Raw genomic sequence first — 21,417 nt, forward strand, 5'->3', positions numbered from 1 at the left:
GCTGTGCTCGTACGACGTGCTGGTGCGGGCCGCCCGGTCAGGAGCGCCACGCCTCGATCGGATTGCCCAGCCAGCGGGTGTCGGCGGGGACCGACTCCCCGGCCATCACGAGCGATGCGGGCCCCAGCGTGCTGCGGGCCCCCACCGTGCTCCCGGGCAGGACGATGCCGCCCGGGCCCAGGGTGGCGCCCTCGCGGAGGACCACAGTATCCGTCCTCAAGATCCGGTCGTGGAAGAGGTGGGTCTGCAACACACAGCCCCGGTTCACTCCGGCCGCGTCGCCCAGCGAGACAAGGTCCGTCTCGGGCAGCCAGTAGCTCTCGCACCACACGCCGCGGCCGATCCGGGCCCCCAGGGCGCGCAGCCACAGGCCCAGCAGCGGCGTGCCGGGGACCGATCCGACGAGCCACGGGACGGCCAGCACCTCGACGAAGGTGTCGGCGAGCTCGTTGCGCCAGACGAAGCCGCTCCACAGCGGGTGCTCCCCCGTCCGGTGCCGGCCGACCAGGAGCCATTTCGCGGCCACCGAGACCAGGCAGGCGGCCAGGCCGGCGGCGAGCAGGACGGCCCCGGACAGCAGCAGGGTCCCCCAGGTCCCCGGGGCTGCGCCGATCAGGGCGCAGAGCGCCGCCGCGGTGAGCACGGCCAGCGCGGCCGAGCAGAAGACCGGCACGAGCCGGCACAGTTCCACCAGTCCGCGCGCCCACAGCAGGTGTGCGGGCGGGTCGTACGTCCGGCTCCGGTCGGTATCGGCCGTGGAGCGGGGCAGCCTGACCGGCGGCAGGCCCAGGTAGGAGCTGCCCTTCTTGGCCTTCTTCGGGGTGGCGGACAGTACGCCGACCAGCCCGTCGTCGGGCACGCTGCGGCCGGGCGCGGTCATGCCGGAGTTGCCGAGGAAGGCGCGGCGGCCGATCTCGGAGTGCCCGATCCGCATCCAGCCGCCGCCCAGTTCGTAGGGGGCGGTCAGCGTGTCGTCGGCGAGGAAGGCGCCCTCGCCGACGGTGGTCAGGCTCGGCAGGGCGAGGACGGTGGAGACCTCCGCGCCGCGGCCGATCTTCATGCCGAGCAGCCGCAGCCACACCGGGGTGATCAGCCCCGCGTACAGCGGGAAGAGCGTTTCCCTGGACAGGTCCATCAGCTGGGTGACGGTCCAGGCCTGCCAGCCGACCCTGCTGTGCGTGGGGTGGCTCCCGGTGCGCAGGCCGAGGCTGAGCAGGCGTACGGAGACCAGCAGGAGCAGCGCGTAGGCGAACCCGTACGCGAGCGCGCCGGGCACCACGGCGACCAGCGCACCGCGCAGGGCATCGGCGAGCCCGGCGCCGGCGGGCACGAACCGGCTCGCGACGAGCAGGGCGGGCAGCGCGGCGAGCACGGGCAGGGCCGTGAGGCAGAAGCCGGTCGCCCCGTATATGGCCCGCCAGGCGAGCCCGCGCGGCGGGCGTTCCCTGGGCCAGTTGTGCTTGGCCCGGCCCAGTTTGACGGCGGGCGCCCCGGCCCAGCGCTGGCCGGTGGGGACCTGTCCGACCACGGCGGAGCCGGGGGCCACCTCGGCCCGCTTGCCGACCCGGGCACCGGGGAAGAGCATGCTGCGGGTGCCGACCACGGCGCCCGCACCCACCTTGACCTGGCCGATGACGAGGTGGTCCCCGTCGAGCCAGTACCCGGAGAGGTCCACCTCGGACTCCACGGCGCAGCCGCGGCCGAGCTTGAGCATGCCGGTGACCGGCGGCAGCGAGTGCAGGTCCACCTCGGGGCCGACCTTGGCGCCCAGTGCCCGCGCGTAGCGCTCCAGCCAGGAACCGGTGAGCGAAGTCGCGCCGACGTACTCGGCGAGCCGCTCGGCCGTCCACAGCCTCAGGTGCACGCTGCCGCCGCGCGGGTGGCGTCCGGCCTTCACCCCGCGCAGCAGCAGCCGTGCTCCGCCGGCCGCGACGGCGAGCCGGCCGGGCGGGCTGAAGAGCAGGGCGGCGCCGGCGGCGACGAGCCACCACGAGGCGGTCGGCGCCCACGGGTAGGGCCCGAGCAGGTGCAGTACGTTGCCCAGCGCCAGCAGCGCCACCGTCCAGCGCAGGCCGACGACGGTGAACAGCGGGAGCAGCAGCAGCGACTGCACCGCCTGGGCGCGGCGCGGGACGGGGGCGACGGTGCGGGCCGCGCCGTCCTCCTGCACGGACTTCTCCAGGCGCCGGGCCAGCTTGCGCAGCACGGGCTGCTGGTAGATGTCGAGGACGGCGGCGCTCGGGTAGCGGGTGCGCAGCCTGGTGGTGAGCTGGGCGGCGGAGAGGCTGCCGCCGCCGATCGCGAAGAAGTCGTCGGTGCCGCTGGTGACGGCCACGCCGAGGGTCTCGCTCCACTGCTCGGCGAGCCAGGCCTCGGTGCCGTAGAGCTGCTCGGCGGGGCCGGCGGTCTCCAGGTCGGGCAGCGGCCAGGGCAGCGCGTCGCGGTCCACCTTGCCGGAGGTGCGGGTGGGCAGTTCGGCGACGGGCGCGAGCAGCGGTACGAGGGCCGCGGGCAGCTCGGCGCGCAGCCGCTCCACCGCCGCCGCGCGGTCCCAGCCGTCCTGGGTGACCAGGTAGCCCACCAGCAGCTGGTTGCCGCTGCGGGCGGTGCGCACGGCCGCGGCCGCGCCCGCGACGCCGGGCAGGGCCTGGAGCGCCGCGTCGACCTCGCCGAGCTCGATGCGGCGGCCGCCGAGCTTGATCTGCTCGTCGCCGCGGCCGAGGAAGACCAGGCCCTCCGGTTCCGCGCGGACGAGGTCTCCGCTGCGGTAGGCGCGGTCCCAGCCCAGGGATTCCAGCGGGGCGTACTTCTCGGCGTCCTTCTCGGGGTCGAGGTAGCGGGCCAGGCCCACGCCGCCGATCACGAGCTGGCCGCTGCCGCCCATGGGGACCGGCTCGCCGGACTCGTCGACGACGACCAGTTCCCAGCCGTTCAGCGGGAGCCCGATCCGGATGGGTTCCTCGCCGGTCAGCAGCGAGGCGCAGGCGACGACGGTCGCCTCGGTGGGGCCGTACGTGTTCCAGACCTCGCGGCCCTCGGTGACCAGGCGCTGGGTCAGTTCGGGCGGGCACGCCTCGCCGCCGAAGATCAGCAGCCGGACCTCGCCCAGGTCCTCGGGCTCCCAGAGCGCGGCCAGGGTGGGCACGGTGGAGACCACGGTGATCTCCTGCTCCACCAGCCAGGGGCCGAGGTCGGCGCCGCTGCGCACCTGGGAGCGGGGTACGGGGACGAGGCAGGCGCCGTAGCGCCAGGCCAGCCACATCTCCTCGCATGAGGCGTCGAAGGCGACGGACAGTCCGGCCATGACCCGGTCGCCGGGGCCGATCGGCTCCTCGGTGAGGAACAGTGCGGCCTCGGCGTCCACGAAGGCGGCGGCGCTGCGGTGGGTGACGGCGACGCCCTTGGGCCTGCCGGTGGAACCGGAGGTGAAGATGATCCACGCGTCGTCCTCGGGGCCGGGCCGCAGGGCGGTCCGCTCCTCGGCGGAGCCGGTGGCCTCGATGTGCTGTCCGGCGCCCATCACCGCCTGCACCCCGGCCTCGCCGAAGACCAGTTCGGCCCGCTCGTCCGGGTCCTCTGCGTCGACGGGGACGTACGCGGCGCCCGCGGCGAGCACCGCGAGGATCGCCACGTACAGCTCGTTGGTCCCGGACGGCACGCGGACGCCGACCCGGTCGCCGAGCCCCACCCCGGCGGCCGCGAGGGCGGCCCGCCGGCGCTCGACCTCGACGGCGAGCGCGCGGTAGGTCAGCTGGGCGGTGCCGTCGTCCAGGGCGGGTTCCTCGGGGTGGGCCCTCACGGACGCCTCGAAGATGTCGACGAGGGTGCGCTTCGGGGCGGCGGGTCCGGCGAAGAACCGGGCCGATTTGCCGGACTCCTCGCGGTTCTCCCCGTCGCTGAGCAGAGTGAACTCGCCGCCCTGAGGTGTGGCTGCCATCGGCCCTCGCGTCTCGTTCCCGGAAACGACCGGGTCGCCGGCGGAGCCCAGGTCTGCCCGGGTTGTTCCGATCCAGCGCCAAACAGCCCGCCATTTTAATCCGCGGTCACGGAATTCCCGGCCGACATCTTGCGCATGGCTGGGAAAAGACGGTAATGAGGCGCCTCCGGGGACCTCTTCCAGCCCGTCGTCGACGAGGAGGCCGCAGCTGATGCAGTGCATGCCCTCGATCAGGAGCTCCACGCGCCGGCCGGGGGCGCCCGTTTCCGGCCGACGGCGGGCGGCCTTGCGGCCGAACAGTCCGAATGCGCTCATCGCGGGTCCTTCGTGCATTCGACCCCGCCGGCACACGGCCCCGGCCCCGGCCCCGGCCACTGAGGTCAGCCGAGCGTGGGGACGGCGCCGCCCTCGGCCCAGCCGATCTCCACGCCCGGCAGCCGGCCCTGCCAGTCGGCGGTTGCCTCGGCGAGCCGGGTGCCGTCGGGCGGGGTCCGGCCCAGGCCGACGGCCAGCCGTGCCCCGTCCGGGAGGGTCTCGAACGGCCGGGGCCATGCGTCGGCGTCGGCCGCTCCGGCCCGCGCCAGGGCGGCGAGCAGCTCGGGAAGCCGTTCGCGTACGAGGTCCAGCCGCCCGCCGGGTTCCCCGCCCGGCCCCGCGCGCACGGTCAGTACGGCCCACGCGGCGTGGTGCCGGTGCGAGGGGGGACCGCCCGGGGCACCGGGGTCGGGCTCCCAGCGGACTTCGCCCGTCCCGAGGGCGACGGTGGCGCGGGGACGCATCGGCTCGGGGCCGCGGCGTGAGAGCACCACGAGCTCGTCGACGTGCACGGGCGTGCTGCCCAGCCGTGCGGCGCACTCCGCGGCGAGCCGGCGCGGGTCCCGGGTCCGTCCGAGGGAAAGGTGCGGCGTGAAGCGGGGAGCGCGGCCCCGGCAGAGCGGGAAGTGCTCCACCAGCGCGCGTTCGAGCCCGGTCCAGGGGGCCGGGCCGGCCGCGGCGGGGTCGAGCCAGACGGTCGCCTGGGCGCGGTGCCGGAAGCTGCGCACCCCTCCGAGCCTGGCGCCGAACGGCGCGCACTCGGCCGCCGCGGCCCCCAGCGGCGCGGCGGCCGCCTCGAAGTCGGACTCGGGGACGAAGCCGAAGAGCAGGTTCACGTGCGGGGGCCACCGGCGGATCTGCGGATCGTGCTCCTCGCGGATGCTCTGGATCGCGGGCCACAGTTCCGCCGGGGGGAGCCAGGCCACGGCGGTCCTCGGTGTGGGCCCCGCCCCGAAGACGTCCGCCGCTCCCGGCGCGGGCCGCACTACGCCGGCGGCGCGGGCACGGGACGCGTGGTCCCCGGAAGGCAGGTCACGGCCGTGTTGAAGGTCTCGTACGCCCCCTGGGGGTTCTTCTTCCAGAGCCACAGGTGCAGGGCGTAGTGGACCGGCTGGCCGGGGAAGTTGCCGCGGTTCGGGCCCTTGAAGGGCATGCCGAACATCGTGGGGCGGTCGTCGTCCGTGGCCGGGTTCCCGTCCCGGTCGAAGACCACCCACTGGACCCCGGTGAGGCGCTTGCCGCCGTGGCCGTCGTCCTCGTAGAACAGCGCGGCGGGCTTGGCCGGGTCGACGGAGTTGTCGTAGGCGTGGTTGAAGTGCGGGTAACCGAGCGCGCCCGCGCCGCTGCGGTTCGCGACGCAGTACTTGTCCGGTACGTAGCCCGCTTTCACGGCGTTGGAGTGCTGCTGGTAGCGGGCGGTCGCCGCGTAGACGGCGGCGCGGGCCGCGGCGGCCCGGCCGGCGTCCGTGCCGGAGTCGGCGGCGACGGTGGCGGGAGCGGCGAGGGCTGGCAGGGCGAGCGAGGCGGTCGTCGTGAGCACGAGGGCGAGGCTTCGGAGCATGCGCGGACTCCTTGGGACGCCGGCCGAACGAACGGGACGGACGGGCTGGACGGAGGGGCTGGACGGACGGGGTGCATGTCCCCGGCAGCCCGGGCGTGCCACACCGCCGGACCGGACGGCTGACCGCCGATCGGCCGACGGCCGGGCGCGCACCCTTGCGGGCCACGGCGCGCGGGGGGCCCGAACCGGCCGGGGACAAGACCACCCGAACGGGACTGCCGACGTTTCGCGGTCCGGCCGCGCAGGGAACCGGTGTGTCGCCGAAACGCGAGTGTGACGGAAGGTGCGGAGCATGGCGCAGGAGAAGACGGCACCGGCGGGTGGCGAGAACCTCGACGAGATCGTGGCGGCCGTGGCCGGCGGGGCTCCGGGGTACCGGACGTGTCCGCATCCCGCCTACGCCGCCCTGCGCGAGCAGGCGCCCGTGTGCAGGCTGACGCCTCCGCACGGGATCGACACGTACCTCGTCACCCGCTACGACGACGCCCGGGACGCCCTGTCGGACCCGCGCTTCAGCAAGGACATGCACGGGGCCCTCGACACCTACCACGCGGTCTACGGCAGCGTCTTCGACGCCCTGGACGACAACGTGCTGTTCGCGGACCCGCCCCGGCACACCCGGCTGCGGCGCAGTCTGCGGACCGCGTTCACACCGCGCCGGGTGGAGGAGATGCGGCCGAGGATCACCGAGATCGCCGAGCGGCTCCTCGACGAGTGCGACGGGAGCGAGCCGGTCGACCTGATGTCGCAGTTCGCCTTCCCGCTGCCGATCGCGGTCCTGTGCGAGCTGATCGGAATCCCCGACGGTGAGCGCGCGGAGATCACGGAGCAGTTCTCGATCGTGGCGCGCTCCCGGTTCGATCCCCGGCTGAAGGCGGAGCTGGGGGCGGCCGAGGAGTGGCTGCGCTGCCGCTTCTCACGGCTGATCTCGTACACGCGCGAGCACCCCTCGGACTGCTTCCTGAGCGACCTGATCCGGGCGGAGGAGGGGCTGGACGACACGGAGCTGCTGTCCTCGCTGTGGGTCATCTTCTTCGCCGGGCACAAGACCACCGCGTTCCAGATCGGCAACACGGTCCTCAACCTGCTGCTGCGCCCCGATCAGCTGGAGCGGCTGCGGGCGGACCCGCTGCTGGTCCCGCAGGCGGTGGAGGAGAGCGTCCGGTTCGAGGGGTCGGTGGAGACGTCGACCTTCCGGTACGCGGCCGAGGACGCCGAGATCCGGGGAACGCGGATCCCCAAGGGGTCCCTCGTGCAGATCGCGATCACCTCCGCGAACCGGGACCCGGAGAAGTTCGACCGCCCCGACGTCATGGACGTGACGCGCGAGGGGCTCCAGAGTGCGCACCTCGGCTTCGGCCACGGCACGCACTACTGCCTGGGCGCGCCGCTGGCCCGGCTCGAACTCGAGGTCGCGCTCTCCGCCCTCCTGCGGCGTTTCCCCGCGATGGCGCTGTGCGACGCGGAGGAGAGCAAGGGCGCGTGGCTCAAGGGTCCGATGGCGGCGTTCCGGGGGCTCCAGCACCTGCGGCTCGTCCTGGGCCCGTCCCGGATCGTCCGGGAATTCGCTTCGGTGCCCACGGCGGGAACCTGACCAGGAAGCTCATCAAGACCCCACGGACGGACGGCGGACCGGTATGCCTGATTCTGCGAGTACCTCTGAACTGCACCTGCCGGGACGGCCGGCGGCCGAGGCCGCAGCCGGGGCCGGACACGCGGTTCAGGCGAAGATCGACATGCACCACCACTTCTGCGCGCCGGAGTGGCGCGAGTGGGCCGAGCGCCACGGGCTGGTCTCACCGCAGCAGCTGCCGCCGTGGGCCCGGTTCGACGCCGAGGACTCCATCCGCTTCATGGACCGCACGGGGATCGCGACGGCCGTGCTCAAGCCCATGCTGCCGGCGAGGTACCACTCGTCCGCGCAGCTGCGCGAGGCGGTCAACATCACGCTCCTGTCGATGCTGGAGGTGGCGAACTCGCATCCCGGGCGGTTCTCGTTCTACGTCCCCCTCTTCCTGGAGGACCCCGAGGCCTCGTCCTGGGCCGTGCGCCGCGGACTGGGCCAGTTCGGGGCGGTCGGGGTCAACGTGACGGCCAACCACGGGGGCGTGTACCTCGGCGATCCCTCCTACGACCGGATCTTCCACGAGCTGGACGACTGCGGCGCCGTGGTGGACACCCATCCGCACAACCTGCCGGGGAGCCCGCCCGGCGCGGCGGCCGTCCCCGGCATTCCGAACTTCATGTGCGACTTCCTGCTGGACACCACCCGCGCCGCCCTGAACATGATCGGCAAGCGGACGCTGGACCGCTTCCCGAATATCTCGGTGATCCTTCCGCACGCCGGCGGGTTCCTGCCGTACATCGCGAACCGGGTCCAGGCCCTGGGGCGGTTCTGCGACCCGCCCCTGGACCCCGGCGCCGTCCGCGACCACCTGCGCCGCTTCTACTACGACACGGCGGGACCGATGGCGCCGGCGGCGACCCTGCTCGCCCATGTGCCCGCCGAGCACGTGCTGTTCGGCACGGACTGGCCGGCCGCCCCCGGCGACACCGTCGTGGACTTCGCGCTCCCCGCCCTGGACGCGGACCCCGCGTTCACCCCGGAGCAGCTGGCGGGGATCTACCACGACAACGCGCTAAGCCTGATCCCCCAGCTGGCGACGGTCTGAGCCGTACGCCTCGAACAGCAGCTCCGCCGCCACCGCCGCCCCGTCGGCACTGAACCGGCCGGCCACGGCGGCCGCCCGGGCGGCCGTCTCGGGGCTCAGGGCCGTGGCCAGCGCGGCCGACAGGGAGCCGAAGGCGGGTGTCGGGCCGTCGTGTTCCGCACCGATGCCCAACTCGGCTACCCGGGCCGCGAAGTAGGGCTGGTCGCCGCCCTGGGGCACCAGCACCTGCGGGGCCCCGGCCCAGGTGGCCGTCGTCGTCGTGCCCGCGCCGCCGTGGTGCACGACGGCGGCCGTCCGGCGGAACAGTGCCTGGTGGTTGACCTCGCCGACGACGAAGCAGTCGTCCTGGTCGTCGACCCGGGCCAGGTCGGCCCAGCCGCGGGAGAGGACCGCGCGGCGGCCCTGCGCGCGGATCGCCTCGACGGCCGCCTTGGCGACGTCTCCCGGATCGCGCATGGGAATGCTGCCGAAGCCGACGTACACCGGGGCCGGGCCGGCGTCCAGGAACTCCACCAGTTCCGCCGGCAGCGGGCGTTCGTCGGGCAGCACCCAGGCGCCGGTCTGCAGCACGTCGAGGTCGGCCGGCTGCTGCCACGGGGCCAGGACCGGGTCCGCGGCCAGCCAGGGGCGGGCGGTGAAGACGTGGTCCCGCAGGTCGTCCAGCGGCGGCAGGCCGACCGACGCGCGGTGGGCGTTGACCGCCTCGCCGAAGACCTCCTGCGCGTCCCGGGCGTCCCGGTCCCACAGCTCGCGGTGGTCGGTGACGTCCGCGGGCAGCGGCCGGCCCGGCCGCGGGATGGGCGGGTGGTGCGGCGACGGCAGGCTCACCGGCTGGTAACTCGCGTACACGTAGGGGATGCCCAGCTTCTCGGCGGCCGACTGCACTCCGGCCGCGGCCGGCAGCAGACCGGTCGCCACGAACACGTCGCAGCCCTCGGCCAGTGCGGTGACGTTCCCGTGGAACGCGGCGACCAGCTCGGCCGCCCGCCGCGGCACGCCGCCGGGCGTCGGCGGCGTCTTCCCCGTGACCAGATCGCGCACCGAGGCGCCGGTCGGCACCATCTCCACGCCGACCCCGGCCAGCCGCGCCTCGAACTCCTCGTCCGGCGGTGCGCACACGAGCACCTCCGCGCCGCGTTCCCGCAGCCGCACCGCGAGCCCCACCAGTGGCTCGACGCCCCCGCGCGAATCGTATGCCGACAGCACTGCACGCATACTCAACTCCCCCGTTCAGGTCGGTAACCTGGAACCATGCAGGGTGATTTGATCACACTGTGCCTCGCGGGCGACGTCATGCTCGGGCGGGGTGTCGACCAGATACTCCCGCACCCGGGAGATCCGGCGCTGGCAGAGGCCTACATCCACGACGCCCGCTCCTACGTCGAGCTGGCGGAGGCGGCGAACGGCCCGGTCCCCCGGCCGGCCGGCTTCTCCTGGCCCTGGGGGGACGCGCTGCAGACCCTCGAGCGGGCAGCGCCCGACGCGGTGGTGCTCAATCTGGAGACCAGCGTCACGCTGAGCGACGACTTCGCGCCGGGCAAGGCGGTCCACTACCGCATGCACCCCGCCAACCTGCCCTGCCTGGCCGCCGCCCGCCCCGACGTGTGCGTCCTGGCGAACAACCACGTCCTCGACTTCGGCCGCCGCGGACTCGCGGAGACCCTCGGCGCACTGGCGGACGCCGGGTTCACGGTGGCGGGGGCGGGAGCCGACGCGCACGGGGCCCGCCGCACGGCGGCCGTCCCCCTCCGGGACGGCGGGCGGGTGCTGGTCCGGTCCTTCGGCATGCCGTCCAGCGGGATCCCGCCGGGCTGGGCCGCGACGGCGGACCGGAGCGGGGTCGACTACGTGGCCGCGGCCTCGGACACGGCGGCGGCCTCGGTGGCCGCCGGGATCCGGCGGGTGAAACGGCCCGGGGACCTCGTCGTCGCCTCGATCCACTGGGGGTCCAACTGGGGCTACGCCGTCCCCCGCGAGCAGAGGCGCTTCGCGCACGCGCTCGTCGACGGCGGCGCGGACGTGGTCCACGGGCATTCCTCGCACCATCCCCGGCCGCTGGAGGTGTACCGGGGCAGGCTGATCGCCTACGGCTGCGGCGACCTGATCAACGACTACGAGGGCATCACCGGCTACGAGAAGTACCGGGACGACCTCCGGCTCCTCTACTTCGTCTCGCTCGATCCGGCCGGCGGGGCCCTCCGCGCGCTGCGCATCGCCCCCTTCCGGGCCCGGCGGATGCGGCTGTGGGAGGCCCCGGCGGAGGACTGCCGGTGGCTCCGGGACCTCCTCGTCCGGATCAGCAGCCCCTTCGCCGGGCCCCTCGCCCTCGATGCCGACGGCACCCTCACCGCCGATTCCCGCGGATGGCCGGACGGGCCCCTGCGGAGGGATTCTGGAACCAGTGGGACCGGAGCGCGAGGAGGCACGTCATGACACACGCCGAGGAATGGCAGGTGGGCGTCTACCTGACCGAGGAGGACGGCACGACCAAGGCCCGGGCCGTGCTCGACAACGGGAAGACCACGATCGTCGGGCGCGGCAAGGCACGCTGCAATCCCCAGGACGTGGAGGTCCCCGCGATCGGTGACGAACTGGCCGCGAGCCGGGCCATGCGCGACCTGGCCGGTCAGCTGATGCGCGCCGCCGACCGGGACCTGGCCGCGGTGGGCGGCGTCCCCGAGCCGCCGCGCACCGGCTACGGCTGGCCGGAGGACACGGGCCCGGCCAAGTAGGGGCCGTGCGGCCGGGGCGGGCCCGGCCGGCCGGCGGGGTGCGGGCGGGGCCGCGGGCTCACCCGCGCGACAGGCGTTCGACCGTCGCGGGGTCGGGCCTCAGCGGGCCGCCCGGCGGGCCGCCACGGCCTCGGCGAACTCCGCGAGGGTGGCGCCGTCGAACTCGGCCTCGTCGATCTTCACGCCCAGCCGGTCCTCCACGGCGATGGCCAGCTCGACCACGAGGAGCGAGTCCTCCACCAGGAGGCGCATCGGCGTGTCCGCCCGTACCTCCCCGGCCGGTACTTCGAGCGTCTCGGTGAGCAGTTCGGTGATCACGTCGATGACGGACTCCTGCGCGGAAATGGTCACGGCACCTCTCATGGAACGGAAGGGGCGGATCTCGTGGTGGAATAACTACCACGTCGGCCAATTCCCGCAAAACGCTTGGCGGGGCCGGTTATTGACGATCTGACACACGGGAGCGGGAGTCCTCGATGTCCGAAAGCCTGACCGAATTCCTCGAGGCCGCCGCCGTCGAATTCCGGCTGTTCCGGCGGCTGTTCGGGGAGGCCGGCGAGATCGCCTGGGACCGGACCCTGGACTGGCTCGTCGACGAGTACTTCCGGCTGGACGTCCTGGGGCTGGAGAACGTGCCGGACCAAGGCGCGGCGGTGCTCGTGGCGAACCATTCCGGCGCCTGGGGACTGGACGCCTTCGTGCTGATGAAGGTCCTCACCCGGAGCGTGCGCCGCCCCCTGCACGTTCCGGCGGCACCGCTGACTTTCCGCGTCCCGGTGCTCGGTTCGTACGCGCGCAAGAAGGGCGCATTCCCGATCGACCCGACCCTCGGACTGGAACACCTGAACGCCGGAGAACTCGTGGGGGTGTTTCCCGAGGGGATCGCCGGTCTCGAAAAGCCGGTGAACGAGCGCTACCGGCTCCGCCCGTTCAGTCCCGGATTCGCAGTCACCGCGGTCCGTGCGGGCGCCCCCGTCGTACCGGTGGCGATCGTCGGCGCCGAGGAGGCGTACCCCAAGCTCGGGGAGATCCCGGCCCTGGCACGCCTCTTCGACCTGCCCTACTTCCCCCTCACCCCGGCGTTCCCGCTGCCCGCGAAGTGGCTGATCAGCATCGGCGAACCGATCGAGCCGCCCGCGCGGCCCGCATCCCTCGCCGAGCGCTCCGCCGCGGCCCGCACGCTGTGCGCCGAGGCCCAGGCCGCCGTGCAGGGCATGCTCGACCACGAGGTCGGCCGCCGCGAGACGCCCTTCTGGTAGGGCCGGGCCGGGGCCCGGCCCGGGCCCCTTCAGCCCGCCAGCCGCTGTGCGGCCCGCCGCACGTCGGCCGCGGCCTTCGCACACCGGTCGGCGTGCCCCAGGAGCACCATGCGGAAGTGCTCGCCGGCCCCGTCGTCGTTCCAGCCGGCGTGGCCGGCGCAGGCCGCGAGGCTCTCCGCGTGCCGTTCCAGCCGCTCCGCGCTGGCCTGCGCCAGAGCCGCGTACGAGGCGGGCGCGTAGCCGGGGGCGGCGACCGGCAGCGCCGTCGGCAGCCCGACCGTCACCCGGGCGTCGCCGGAGCCGCCCGCACGCTCGGTCAGGGCGACGAGGAGCCCGCTCGGTTCGAGGGTGTCCGGCAGCCGGTCCGCCCCGAACCGGGGGGCGATCAGCACCGGCCCGGCCTCCGCCAGGACAGCGCGTACGGTCTCCGTCGCGACGCGTGCGGCGAAGGGCGCCCACGCGCAGCCCGCGGGAGCCGTGCAGAGCGCCCCCGGCCAGGCGGCCGGGCCGTCAGCGCCGGGCGGGTGCGGCAGGAGTCCGGGGGCGCACAGGATCTCCGTACCGGACTCCACCGCCAGGTCCTGCCAGACGAACGGCGCCCGCACCGGGTGCACGGCGGCGGCCACGGGCGGCCAGCGGCGCAGCGCCTGCGACACGGCCCGCTCCGGGGAGTCCGCGGCCCCCGCGGCCAGCAGGGCGAGGGCCTGGAGCGCGGTGCCGGAGGCGGCCTCGGACACCAGGGCGAGCGCGTGCGCGACGACGGGGACGCCGGTGCCCGGGTCGCCGCCCGCGCCGCCGGGCCACAGCCGGCCCGCCTGCGACGCCGGGTCCGGGTCGGTCAGGTACGGCGCGAGCCGCCGGGCCAGGGCCGCGTTCCGGGCCTCGCCGGACCGGCTGTCGACGGCAGCCGTCGCCGCGGCGAGCACCTCGCTCAGCAGGGTGTCCTCGGCGGCCGCGGCGCCCACCACCACCCGCCGGGCCAGGCGCAGCGCCCCGGCCCGCCAGACCTGCCAGTCGAGGGTGCCGTCCCCGCGCCGGGCGCCCGTGATCCCGTCCACGTCGTCGCGGACCAGGGCCCGCAGTTCGGCGGCGGGCAGGGCCGCCTCCCGGGCGCGGGACGCGTCGGGGGCGGCGTGCGGGGAGAGCCCGTGGCGGCGTCCCCCGGCGTCGAGCCCGGTCGCGGCGCCCAGGGCGCCCGCCTGGTCCGCGTGCGCGAGCAGGGCCGCGGCGTCGTCCGCGCAGAGCGGTACGAGGAAGGACCCGAACGGCGTGCGCAGCCGCACGGGGCGCCCGGACCGGGTGCGCTTCAGGTGCGCGAGCAGGGCGCGGGTCATGCCCTCGCGGGTGAGCACGTCCAGGCCCAGCGCGCGGGCGGGGGCGTCGGCCCAGGGCAGCCGCTGGGCGAGCACGGCGGCGCTGAACAGGGCGTTCTCCAGGGGCCAGGCGGTCGCGGGGCCCCGGACCACCGTCTGCGCAGGCGTGTCGCCGTCGTGGCCGTCATGCCCGTCGCGGCCGTCATGCCCGTCGTGGCCGTCGTGGCCGTCGCGGGTGTCCTGGGTGTCGCGGGTGTCTTCGTCGGTCATCGGTCGTTCCCTCTCCCTCGCGGTCACTTGTCGCGCAGCATGTACGGCTGGTTGGCGGTGATCTCGCCGTCGTAGGCGCCGATCAGCGCGTTGACCCGGTCCCGGTGGTGGGCCATCGGGCCGCGCAGGGTGTCGGAGTACGCCTGCGGGGCGTGCGACAACGGGTAGTCGTACGACTCGTCCAGCCAGGACAGCTCGACCCAGTCGGCGGGGATGTCGTTCGGGGACGCCGGTCCGCGGCCGTCCAGCGTCGGGATCACGTCGTGCTTGTTGACCAGGCTGATCACCCGGGTGGTGTGGTCGGCGGGCCGCTTGCTGTCGATCGGCGAGCCCACCGCGATCACGTGGGTGAGGCGGTAGGCCGCGGAGAACTCCGGGTCCGAGGCCAGGTTCATCGCGGTCAGTCCGCCGAGGCTGTGCCCGACGATCATCAGCTCGGATCCGGCCGGGACACCCGCCCGCTCCACGAGGTTGCGCACGGCTCGGGTGTAGGTGGTGTCGGTGCGCAGGCACCCGTCGAACGCCCCGATCACGTCCTGGGGCGTGCTGTTGCTGAGCAGCGCGAAGCTGGTCCCGGGCAGCAGGAGCACGTGGCGCACGGCCCCGTCCGTGCACCGGACGCGGCGCAGCAGGGCCAGTCCGTGGTTGCCCATGGCGCCGATGTCGTTGATGTAGCTGACGACGTCGTTGCGGGAGGTGTCGAGGACCTTCGCCAGGATGGAGTCCGGCTCGGTCCGCTCGGCCCGCCCCGGCCCGGGGTTGAGGTACTTGATGAGCGAGCTCGGCAGCCCCATGAAGGGGTCGGTGTCCGGGACCCCGCCGGCGAGGGTGACCCAGGAGAACCCGTCGTTGACCGGGTTCTCGTCCAGCAGCCCCAGCAGGGCCAGGAGCTCCATCATGACGGGGCTCACGGTGGTCAGGGCGCGGGTGATGCCCAGCCGTTCGACGAGTCCGTGCAGCGCGCGCAGTGCCTCGATCCGGTTCCCGGCCACCATGGCGTCGGTCAGGCGCCGGGCCGCCGGGGCCGCCAGGTTCGGGTGTTCGGCGGCGGCCGCCCTGATCCGGAGGGCGAAGGCGTCCACGGCCATGGCCACCTTGGCGGGCCGGCGGTACGTCACGCTCCCCGCGAACCGGACCAGTTCGCCGACGACGCCGCCGTTCGCCCCGAATCCGAGGCCGGCCGGGCTGGTCAGGGCCTTGGCGCAGGAGAGTGCGGCGCCGAGCGCCCAGGTGGGGCGGCGCAGGGCTTCGAGCCCGAAGCGCCAGCTGCCGAGGACGCCCGTCAGCTCCGCGCCCGCCTGCCGCGCCGTGAGGGCCGCGTCGGCGAGCAGCACGGAGGCGGCGATCAGCAACTCGGCGTCCGTCCCTCCGGGTTCCGGCGGGACCGCGGTCCCGTTCTTCTCTGCGGCCTTCGGCCTCGGCCGCTCGGGACGGCGCCGTGTCGCTTCGTCGACCACCTGAGGGGTCACTTCCCCGCCTCTCGTCCGTGCGCTGATGTCTCTTGATCGCGCACGCATGGTGGCACCGAACGGGGCCCGGGGATCGCCGCGGCGGCGCCGCACACCCCCGCGCGCCCGCGCAGGGGTGTGCGGGGGGCCGCGTACCCCCGGGGCGGTCGGCCGCCCGCGGCGCCGGCGGCACCCGATGGGCGGGCGAGGGTGAGCACGCCGTCCCCGTGTTGACACGGGCCTCCGGGCGGCGTCCCGATGGCCCGCCGCACCGGCCGGTGCTTCACTGGGAGGCATGCCATTCGACCACTACGGCGTACTGGCCGGGACGCTGTCGCAGCACTTCCGCGACACCCCGGACGACGAGGGCGCGTGGTTCCACGTGAACCTCAGGGTGGACGCGCCGGACGGGCGGTACAGGTGCGCCGTGGACGTGGACAGCCACGACTCGGCGACGGGGGTGCAGTGGCGGGCCTTCACCGTGGACGCCCCGATGCTCGGCCCGGTGACGGCACTGGCGCAGGGCTACCACGAACTGGCCCGCTCGTCCTCGTCCGGCGCGCTCGACTACCTGCGCCACCCCGCCCTGCGGGACCGCCCGGCGTGGCCCGCGTGGCTGCCGCAGGCGCTGCGGGACCTCCTCGACCGGTGGGTGCGGCCGACGCGGCCCTGGCAGTCGGGCTCCAATCTGGACGCGGCCCTGGCCCTCGAGCAGATCCTGGTCGTCGGACGGCCGATCCTGGTCTTCGGCGAGCCCTTCGACGCCGGTCTCGGCATGCACAACGTCCACCAGAACCAGGGCGACCCGTACGGGAGCGCCTGGTGGCCCCAGAACGGCATCTGGCAGGACGGCGCGACCCTGACCCGGCGGCCCGACGGGCGCTGGGACGTGTTCCTGAACCGGTTCACCAGTCAGAAGGACCACACCGACTCCGACGGGCACCCCGTCTAGTGCTGTGCCACTGTTTCCTCATGACCGAAGGTTCGGCACCGTACATGCACCCGGCGCGGGTCACCGTCCTGGGGGTCCAGCGCGCCAACCCGCCCTTCCGCATCGTGGAGGTCGACGGGGAGTTCGTCGGCAGGGCGACGTCCATGACGGACGTGCTGCTGATCGCCTCGGAGTTCGGCATCACCATCCACGACCTGGACAACCCCGACGAGGTCCGGTGGGTCGCGGGCGGCAAGTTCACGTGGACTCCGCACTGATCCTGCGGGGCCCTCAGCCCAGACGGGCCGGGGAGGACGCCCCCGGGGCCAGCAGGCGCGGGCTGCCGCTGCCGTCGGCGGGGACGGTCCACAGGTCGGTGCTCTCGGTGGCGCCCTCGGTGGGCAGGCCGTAGGCGAGGGTCCGGTCGTCGAGCCAGGCCGCCTGGTCGTCCACGCTGCGCTTCTCCGCGAGCGGCTGTTCACGCAGGGTCTTCAGGTCGAGGACGTGTTCGCGCCACAGCGAAGCCCCGCGCTGCACGCGCTTCTTGTAGGCGACGCGGGTCTCGTCCGGGGACAGGGACGGGCATTCGACGTTCTGCGCGAGGGTGGTGACGGTCCGCCCGGAGATCGATCCCCTGACCAGGTGGGTCTGGCCGGCGGTGGCGAGGGTGGCGTAGAAGGTGTCGTCGTCCTTGGAGAAGGTCACGCCCCAGAAGTTCACGTCGCCCGCGGTGTACTTCTTGCCGTCCATGAGCACCGTGAACTTCTCCAGGTCCGGCTCGAGCTGCCAGGTGCCGGTGTCGACGATGCTGGTGCGGGTGGAGAAGAACGCGGCGCCGTAGGACTCCCCCGCGACGAAGACCGTCCAGGCGGCGAACCGGCCGCTCGGGGAGACACGGGCCCGGCTCGGGGTGCCCGCGAGGGGGAAGCTGTGGCGGGTCTTCAGGTCGGAGCCGACGATCAGGGCCTGGTTGTCCTGGGCGAGGGCGCCGGGTGTGGAGCGCAGGCACACGCCGGTGCCGGCGGCGGCGTAGAACCGCTGGCAGCCGAGGTCCGAGGCGGTGCGTTCGCCCCCGGGGTCGTCGGCGGGGACGGAGGCGAGGGTGCCGCGGTGCGGGCCCGGGGCCGTGTTGAGCAGCACCAGCGTGCCCGGGCGGCCCAGCGTGACCGGGCCGGCGGCGATGCCGGGGCCGCCCTGCCGGGGCTGCTCGGCGCGGTCGGCGGCGCGCAGCACCATCGCGGTGGCGGCGCCCCCGAGGAGCAGCACCGCCACCGCGAGGACGAGCAGGCGGCGCTTAGGAGACAGCGTCATCAGGGGGTCCTCACGGGCGTCGGGCCGGCTCGGCAGGGGGTGCGGCCTGCGGACGGGCGGGGGAGGTGGCGCGCGGGTCGCGCAGTACGAAGCCCGCGACGGTCGCGCAGCACAGCAGTCCGGCCGCCGCGGCGGCGAGTGCCGGGCCGGGGCCCCAGAGGGTCCAGGCCCCGCCGAAGGCCAGGGAGCAGGCGACCCGGGCCAGGGCCTGGCCGGTGCCGACGAGGGCGAGGCCGGTGCCCCGCAGTTCCCCGGGGACGGTGGTGGCGACGGCGGCGGGCAGGACGCCGTCGGTGGCCGCGTAGAAGAGCCCGTGCAGCGCGAGGACGAGGTGGGGCAGGGCGGGCAGGGCGGGCGCCCAGAGGAGCAGTCCGTACCCGGCGAGGAGGAGGGCGTGCCCGGCGAGGAACACCGTGCGCCGCCCGATCCGGTCGGCCAGTGCCCCGGCGGGTACGGCCAGCAGGAGGAACACCGTGGCGGTGCCGAGCGGCAGCAGCGGGAACCAGCGTGCGTCGAGGCCGGTGCGGTCCTGCAGGAGCAGGTAGACGAAGGCGTCGCTGACGGTGGTCAGGCCCAGCAGGGCGGCGCAGAGCACGAGGGCGCGCAGCCGGGGCACGCGCAGCAGTGCCAGGGCCTCGCGCAGGCCGACGGCGGGTGCGGTCGGGCCCCCCTCGTGCGGGGCCTGCGCGGGGACGGCTGCCGCGGCGGCGCCCCGCGCGGCACGGCCCGGTACGAAGAGGATCAGTACGACCACGCCGAGCGCGGCCACGCAGGCGCTGACCCCGAAGACGGCGTCGTAGCCGCCCACCGCCGCGCTCAGGATGAAGAATGCGGCCAGGGGGCCGAGCAGCGCCCCGGTGGTGTCCATGGCCCGGTGCACACCGAAGGCGCGCCCCTGCTGTTCGGCGGGGGTGGACAGGGAGATCAGCGCGTCGCGCGGGGCCGTGCGCAGGCCCTTGCCGGTGCGTTCCAGGGCGAGGACCAGGCCGATCGGGCCCGCGCTGTGGGCGAGCAGCAGCAGCGGCTTGCACAGGGCGGACAGGCCGTAGCCGAGCCCGGCGATCAGCTTGTGGTTGCGGATCCGGTCGGCGAGGTGCCCGCCGGTGAGCCGGACGAGGGCGCTGACCCCGTTCCAGACGCCGTCGAGGGCGCCGAAGCCGAGGGGGCTCAGGCCGAGGCCCGCGATCAGGTAGAGCGGCAGGACCGCGGTGACCATCTCGGAGGAGATGTCGGTGATCAGGCTGACCGCGCCCAGGGCGAGGACGGCCGGGGCCACCGCGGGGGTCCGTCCGGGGCCGGCGCCCGGCGCCGTCTTCTCCCCGGCGGGGGCGGAGCGGTCCGCGAGGTACATGGTCAGGCGCTCCCCTGCCGGCTGCTCTCGTCCCGCAGCCAGGTGGAGAAGTCCCCGTCCCTGATGGCCTTGCGGGATCCCCGGCGGGCGGCGAGGGCCGCCACGACGAACACCACGGCCCCGGGCAGCAGCCCCGGCCGCTCCCGCACGACGGAACGCAGATCGCCCGTGCCGGTGCGTGCGGACGGCGCGGGCGGCTCCTCCCCGGTGCGCCCGGCCGCCTGTACGCGTTCCAGCTCGGCGGAGGAGGTCGAGGCGCGGATCTTCCGCTTGATCAGGTCGGACCAGGTGCGGGGCGGCCGGACGACGACCCTCGCCGCCTCGACCACGCTCCGCTCACCCGGCCCGAAGGCCAGCGAGGCGGCCAGGTCGTCCGCCATGAGCGGCGGCAGCGCGGCGATCCGCTCGTGCCCCGCCTCGGTCACGGCGATGACCCCCCGGCCGAAGAGGCCCTCGCGGACGGCCGGCAGCCGCTGCCACACCCGGTAGTACGCCCGGACCGGCCAGGCGCACCCGGTCAGCGGGATGTCCCGGCCGGGGGCGGCGGCGAGGAGCTGCGGGTTCGCGTCGAGGGCGGCGGTCAGGGCCCGTACGTCGGCGGCCCCGAGGATGACGTCGGCGTCCACGTAGAGCCGGGGGAAGCCCCGTGCGTGCTCGTCGCCGACCCGGAGTGCCGTGTGTTTGGAGGGAGTCGGGATGTCGACCACCCGTACGCGGGGGCCGCGCGCGGCCGCGACCCGCGCGGTGTCGTCCGTACAGCCGTTGCAGACGACCACGATGTCGCCGTCTCCGGGGTCCCTGTCTGCGGTATCGGCCAGGAGTGCGTCGAGGAGTCGGCCGATGACCATGCCCTCGTTGTGGGCCGGTATCACGATGCTGGTCACCCGGGCAGTATGCACGTTCGATCAACGGACTCGGGTGATTCCCCCAACTCTCCCCAGGCATAGGCAAGGTGGTCTAGATTGAGCGCGCTGTAGCGGTTCGGTCGCCTGGGGGAACAAGCGGCCGGTCCGGGGGGCGGAAGCACGCGGTTTACGCAGCATCGGTTGTGGGGGGCCATCGCCGTTGAGCAGGTCATGCACGGGTCGCGCAGGCGTCCGGGCTGCCCTCGATGGCGCGTCCCTCCATCACACGCGTCCCGGCCATGAGTTGTCGTCACGCCGTCAGGTGTGCACGGAGGGAAGGGGAACGCTGTGAAGGACACCGCGGAGAACGCGGGGCGGGACGCCGTCGCCGCCGGCCGGGAGCCCGGGGCTCCGTTAGGCGTCGCCGTGGTCGGCGCGGGCTACTGGGGCCCCAATCTCGTCCGCAACTTCCAGTCCAGCCCGGGGTTCCGGCTGCGCTGGCTCTGCGACCTGAACGTGGACCGGGCCCGGCAGGTGCTCGGCGCGTACTCCACCGTCCAGGCCACCGCGGACTACGCGGCGGTCCTCGCCGACCCGGAGGTCGACGCGGTCGCCGTGGCCACCCCCGCCGGGACGCACCTGGACGTGGCGCTGGCCGCGCTGCGCGCCGGGAAGCACGTGCTCGTGGAGAAGCCCCTCGCCGCCACCTACGAGGACGGGCTGAAGCTCGTGCGGGAGGCCGAGGAGCGCGGCCTGACCCTGATGTGCGACCACACGTACTGCTACACGCCGGCGGTGGCCCGGATCCGCGACATGGTCCGCTCCGGGGAACTCGGCGACATCCAGTTCGTCGACTCGGTCCGGATCAACCTGGGGCTGGTCCAGAAGGACATCGACGTCCTGTGGGACCTGGCCCCGCACGACCTGTCGGTGCTCGACTTCATCCTCCCGGAGCACGTCCAGCCCGTCGCGGTCGCCGCCCACGGAGCCGACCCGATCGGGGCCGGGCAGTCCTGCGTCGCCTATCTGACCCTCCAGCTCAGCACCGGCGCCATCGCCCACGTCCACGTCAACTGGCTCTCCCCGACGAAGGTCCGCACCACGATGGTCGGCGGGTCCAAGCGCACGCTGGTCTGGGACGACCTCAACCCCACCCAGCGCGTTGCGGTGTTCGACCGCGGGGTGGACCTGACGGCGCCGCAGGAGATCGGCGTGGACGAGCGCCGCGACATGCTCGTCTCCTACCGCACCGGCGACATGGTGGCGCCCGCGATCGGCGAGAAGGAGGCCCTGCGCAGCATGGTCGAGGAGTTCGCCGAGGCCATCGGGACGGGGCGGCCCCCGCTGACCGACGGCCGGGCGGGGCTGAAGGTGCTCGACATCCTCGAAGCGGCCTCGCGGAGCCTGGAGTTCCGCGGCGCGGTGGTCGGACTGCGCACCGGGCGCTGACCGTTGGCCGGGCTTCGGCCGGG

The 21,417-nt window shown here is 74.5% G+C and carries 18 protein-coding genes; 8 read left to right on the forward strand and 10 right to left on the reverse strand.

Going from position 1 to position 21,417, the window contains the following annotated elements:
- Positions 1-37: 37 nt before the first annotated feature.
- The 3 genes from ACIGFK_RS00855 to ACIGFK_RS00865 form a co-directional block, all read right to left on the reverse strand.
- Positions 38-3,937 carry a Pls/PosA family non-ribosomal peptide synthetase gene (locus ACIGFK_RS00855; RefSeq protein WP_400050076.1) on the reverse strand — a complete coding sequence of 1,300 codons (3,900 nt, stop codon included), beginning with the start codon at positions 3,935-3,937 and terminating at the stop codon, positions 38-40.
- Between the two features lie 380 nt (positions 3,938-4,317).
- Positions 4,318-5,178 (reverse strand): 2'-5' RNA ligase family protein, encoded by an 861-nt coding sequence (locus ACIGFK_RS00860; protein WP_376656625.1) that lies wholly within the window; start codon positions 5,176-5,178, stop codon positions 4,318-4,320.
- Positions 5,179-5,237: 59 nt separating this feature from the next.
- Complete coding sequence (locus ACIGFK_RS00865; RefSeq protein ID WP_386470637.1) at positions 5,238-5,813, reverse strand: hypothetical protein; 576 nt, start codon at positions 5,811-5,813, stop codon at positions 5,238-5,240.
- A gap of 292 nt (positions 5,814-6,105) precedes the next feature.
- Here ACIGFK_RS00865 and ACIGFK_RS00870 point away from each other — a divergent pair, with 292 nt between their 5' ends.
- Positions 6,106-7,407, forward strand: a complete 1,302-nt coding sequence (locus ACIGFK_RS00870; protein WP_386470634.1) for a cytochrome P450 — start codon at positions 6,106-6,108, stop codon at positions 7,405-7,407.
- Between the two features lie 43 nt (positions 7,408-7,450).
- Complete coding sequence (locus ACIGFK_RS00875; RefSeq protein WP_376656628.1) at positions 7,451-8,485, forward strand: amidohydrolase family protein; 1,035 nt, start codon at positions 7,451-7,453, stop codon at positions 8,483-8,485.
- On the opposite strand, the gene ACIGFK_RS00880 is transcribed toward ACIGFK_RS00875, so the two are convergent.
- Positions 8,453-9,700, reverse strand: a complete 1,248-nt coding sequence (locus tag ACIGFK_RS00880; RefSeq protein WP_376656629.1) for a glycosyltransferase — start codon at positions 9,698-9,700, stop codon at positions 8,453-8,455. The two genes, ACIGFK_RS00875 and ACIGFK_RS00880, sit on opposite strands and share 33 nt — an antisense overlap.
- 36 nt (positions 9,701-9,736) lie before the next feature.
- Between ACIGFK_RS00880 and ACIGFK_RS00885 the strand changes: the two genes are divergently transcribed.
- Positions 9,737-10,918: a CapA family protein gene (locus tag ACIGFK_RS00885; protein ID WP_376656630.1), complete on the forward strand. Its 1,182-nt coding sequence runs from the start codon at positions 9,737-9,739 to the stop codon at positions 10,916-10,918.
- A complete protein-coding gene (locus ACIGFK_RS00890; RefSeq protein WP_376656631.1) occupies positions 10,915-11,217 on the forward strand; it encodes a DUF1876 domain-containing protein in 303 nt (100 codons plus the stop codon). The genes ACIGFK_RS00885 and ACIGFK_RS00890 overlap by 4 nt, the downstream gene beginning before the upstream one ends.
- Positions 11,218-11,316: 99 nt before the next feature.
- Here the strand turns inward: ACIGFK_RS00890 and ACIGFK_RS00895 are convergent, their stop codons facing one another.
- Positions 11,317-11,568 carry an acyl carrier protein gene (locus tag ACIGFK_RS00895; RefSeq protein WP_386470629.1) on the reverse strand — a complete coding sequence of 84 codons (252 nt, stop codon included), beginning with the start codon at positions 11,566-11,568 and terminating at the stop codon, positions 11,317-11,319.
- 125 nt (positions 11,569-11,693) lie between these two features.
- Here ACIGFK_RS00895 and ACIGFK_RS00900 point away from each other — a divergent pair, with 125 nt between their 5' ends.
- Positions 11,694-12,476, forward strand: coding sequence for a lysophospholipid acyltransferase family protein (locus tag ACIGFK_RS00900; protein ID WP_386470626.1), 783 nt, complete (start codon positions 11,694-11,696; stop codon positions 12,474-12,476).
- 29 nt (positions 12,477-12,505) lie between these two features.
- On the opposite strand, the gene ACIGFK_RS00905 is transcribed toward ACIGFK_RS00900, so the two are convergent.
- Both ACIGFK_RS00905 and ACIGFK_RS00910 read right to left on the reverse strand, forming a co-directional pair.
- Entirely contained in the window at positions 12,506-14,059 is a 1,554-nt protein-coding gene (locus ACIGFK_RS00905; protein WP_400050077.1) for a hypothetical protein, read from the reverse strand.
- A 23-nt stretch (positions 14,060-14,082) separates the two neighbouring features.
- Entirely contained in the window at positions 14,083-15,528 is a 1,446-nt protein-coding gene (locus ACIGFK_RS00910) for a hypothetical protein (RefSeq protein ID WP_386470620.1), read from the reverse strand.
- A gap of 274 nt (positions 15,529-15,802) precedes the next feature.
- Between ACIGFK_RS00910 and ACIGFK_RS00915 the strand changes: the two genes are divergently transcribed.
- Both ACIGFK_RS00915 and ACIGFK_RS00920 read left to right on the forward strand, forming a co-directional pair.
- Positions 15,803-16,459, forward strand: a complete 657-nt coding sequence (locus tag ACIGFK_RS00915) for a DUF2278 family protein (RefSeq protein WP_376656636.1) — start codon at positions 15,803-15,805, stop codon at positions 16,457-16,459.
- A 20-nt stretch (positions 16,460-16,479) separates the two neighbouring features.
- Positions 16,480-16,716 (forward strand): hypothetical protein, encoded by a 237-nt coding sequence (locus tag ACIGFK_RS00920; protein WP_400050078.1) that lies wholly within the window; start codon positions 16,480-16,482, stop codon positions 16,714-16,716.
- A 13-nt stretch (positions 16,717-16,729) separates the two neighbouring features.
- Here ACIGFK_RS00920 and ACIGFK_RS00925 read toward each other — a convergent pair whose 3' ends face one another.
- Genes ACIGFK_RS00925 through ACIGFK_RS00935 form a run of 3 tightly spaced genes read right to left on the reverse strand, consistent with a single transcriptional unit; the run spans position 16,730 to position 19,984 of the window.
- Entirely contained in the window at positions 16,730-17,749 is a 1,020-nt protein-coding gene (locus ACIGFK_RS00925) for a TolB-like translocation protein (RefSeq protein ID WP_376656638.1), read from the reverse strand.
- A gap of 10 nt (positions 17,750-17,759) precedes the next feature.
- Positions 17,760-19,100, reverse strand: a complete 1,341-nt coding sequence (locus ACIGFK_RS00930; RefSeq protein ID WP_400050079.1) for an MFS transporter — start codon at positions 19,098-19,100, stop codon at positions 17,760-17,762.
- A 2-nt stretch (positions 19,101-19,102) separates the two neighbouring features.
- Complete coding sequence (locus tag ACIGFK_RS00935) at positions 19,103-19,984, reverse strand: glycosyltransferase (protein ID WP_376656640.1); 882 nt, start codon at positions 19,982-19,984, stop codon at positions 19,103-19,105.
- Between the two features lie 309 nt (positions 19,985-20,293).
- On the opposite strand from ACIGFK_RS00935, the gene ACIGFK_RS00940 reads away from it, so the two are divergent.
- Entirely contained in the window at positions 20,294-21,394 is a 1,101-nt protein-coding gene (locus ACIGFK_RS00940; protein WP_386470608.1) for a Gfo/Idh/MocA family protein, read from the forward strand.
- Positions 21,395-21,417 lie beyond the last annotated feature (23 nt).

The organism is Streptomyces sp. NPDC085524 (assembly GCF_044541755.1).
Classification (GTDB): domain Bacteria; phylum Actinomycetota; class Actinomycetes; order Streptomycetales; family Streptomycetaceae; genus Streptomyces.

What these genes read in the sequence shown, in the direction of transcription:
- ACIGFK_RS00855 (WP_400050076.1), bottom strand. Translation starts at nt 3,937, where the DNA reads ATGGCAGCCACACCTCAGGGCGGCGAGTTCACTCTGCTCAGCGACGGG.
- ACIGFK_RS00865 (WP_386470637.1), bottom strand. Translation starts at nt 5,813, where the DNA reads ATGCTCCGAAGCCTCGCCCTCGTGCTCACGACGACCGCCTCGCTCGCC.
- ACIGFK_RS00870 (WP_386470634.1), top strand. Translation starts at nt 6,106, where the DNA reads ATGGCGCAGGAGAAGACGGCACCGGCGGGTGGCGAGAACCTCGACGAG.
- ACIGFK_RS00875 (WP_376656628.1), top strand. Translation starts at nt 7,451, where the DNA reads ATGCCTGATTCTGCGAGTACCTCTGAACTGCACCTGCCGGGACGGCCG.
- ACIGFK_RS00880 (WP_376656629.1), bottom strand. Translation starts at nt 9,700, where the DNA reads ATGCGTGCAGTGCTGTCGGCATACGATTCGCGCGGGGGCGTCGAGCCA.
- ACIGFK_RS00885 (WP_376656630.1), top strand. Translation starts at nt 9,737, where the DNA reads ATGCAGGGTGATTTGATCACACTGTGCCTCGCGGGCGACGTCATGCTC.
- ACIGFK_RS00890 (WP_376656631.1), top strand. Translation starts at nt 10,915, where the DNA reads ATGACACACGCCGAGGAATGGCAGGTGGGCGTCTACCTGACCGAGGAG.
- ACIGFK_RS00900 (WP_386470626.1), top strand. Translation starts at nt 11,694, where the DNA reads ATGTCCGAAAGCCTGACCGAATTCCTCGAGGCCGCCGCCGTCGAATTC.
- ACIGFK_RS00905 (WP_400050077.1), bottom strand. Translation starts at nt 14,059, where the DNA reads ATGACCGACGAAGACACCCGCGACACCCAGGACACCCGCGACGGCCAC.
- ACIGFK_RS00915 (WP_376656636.1), top strand. Translation starts at nt 15,803, where the DNA reads ATGCCATTCGACCACTACGGCGTACTGGCCGGGACGCTGTCGCAGCAC.
- ACIGFK_RS00920 (WP_400050078.1), top strand. Translation starts at nt 16,480, where the DNA reads ATGACCGAAGGTTCGGCACCGTACATGCACCCGGCGCGGGTCACCGTC.
- ACIGFK_RS00925 (WP_376656638.1), bottom strand. Translation starts at nt 17,749, where the DNA reads ATGACGCTGTCTCCTAAGCGCCGCCTGCTCGTCCTCGCGGTGGCGGTG.
- ACIGFK_RS00930 (WP_400050079.1), bottom strand. Translation starts at nt 19,100, where the DNA reads ATGTACCTCGCGGACCGCTCCGCCCCCGCCGGGGAGAAGACGGCGCCG.